Annotated in this window: 1 protein-coding gene; it reads left to right on the forward strand. The window is 39.0% G+C overall.

The genetic code is table 11. The features are described from left to right. On the forward strand, positions 1-646 hold a 646-nt coding region (locus A3730_RS31450; RefSeq protein ID WP_197477410.1), incomplete at both ends, for a hypothetical protein.

The following is a 646-nucleotide window of genomic DNA, read 5'->3' on the forward strand; positions in this document are numbered from 1 at the left end:
AACTTGTTACTGCGTGCTTGATATCAATTAAAGATAATACTCAAAGGGCAGAGCATAGGCTAAGAAAGACGATTCAGGAAATAGCAAAAAATGGCTATGAGTCAGATGTTAAAGGAATTATATATAAATTGTTTGATATTTCCCCATCTGTAACCGAGCACTTGGTTCACGTTTGTGATGAGACGTTTTTGAGTAAGCTGTTTCATATAACTTCTCGTCCCAATAAGGCTATCGAAGATAGGGCGGACATTCTTGAGTGGTACGGAAATAAGATGGAGGATAGCCAGTACCTCTCAAGAGCTAGGAACTTGAGAATTGATGTTCAGATTAATAAGGAAAAGGGGACAATTGATGATGCCAGGATTTATGTTGATCAAATAAAATATACGCAATGGGTTTCTGATATGGTGATGCCTGAGCTGTCACTGCTGATACCGGACCTTAATTCTGGTAAAGAAATGACCCCAAAAGCTATACGCTGGAGCGGGGTGAGGAGTGGCATATCAATTTTTGACTTGGTTGCTTCTAATTTTCTAGATTGCTTTAAAGAGTTTTGTGAGAATAAATTCTTTGGGATAGCTTCATATCTTGGGCGAAGAATAAGGCACGGAACTTTGGTTGGGACAGGGCTTGAAGAATTAAAAGA

Source organism: Alcanivorax sp. HI0044, from assembly GCF_001634945.1.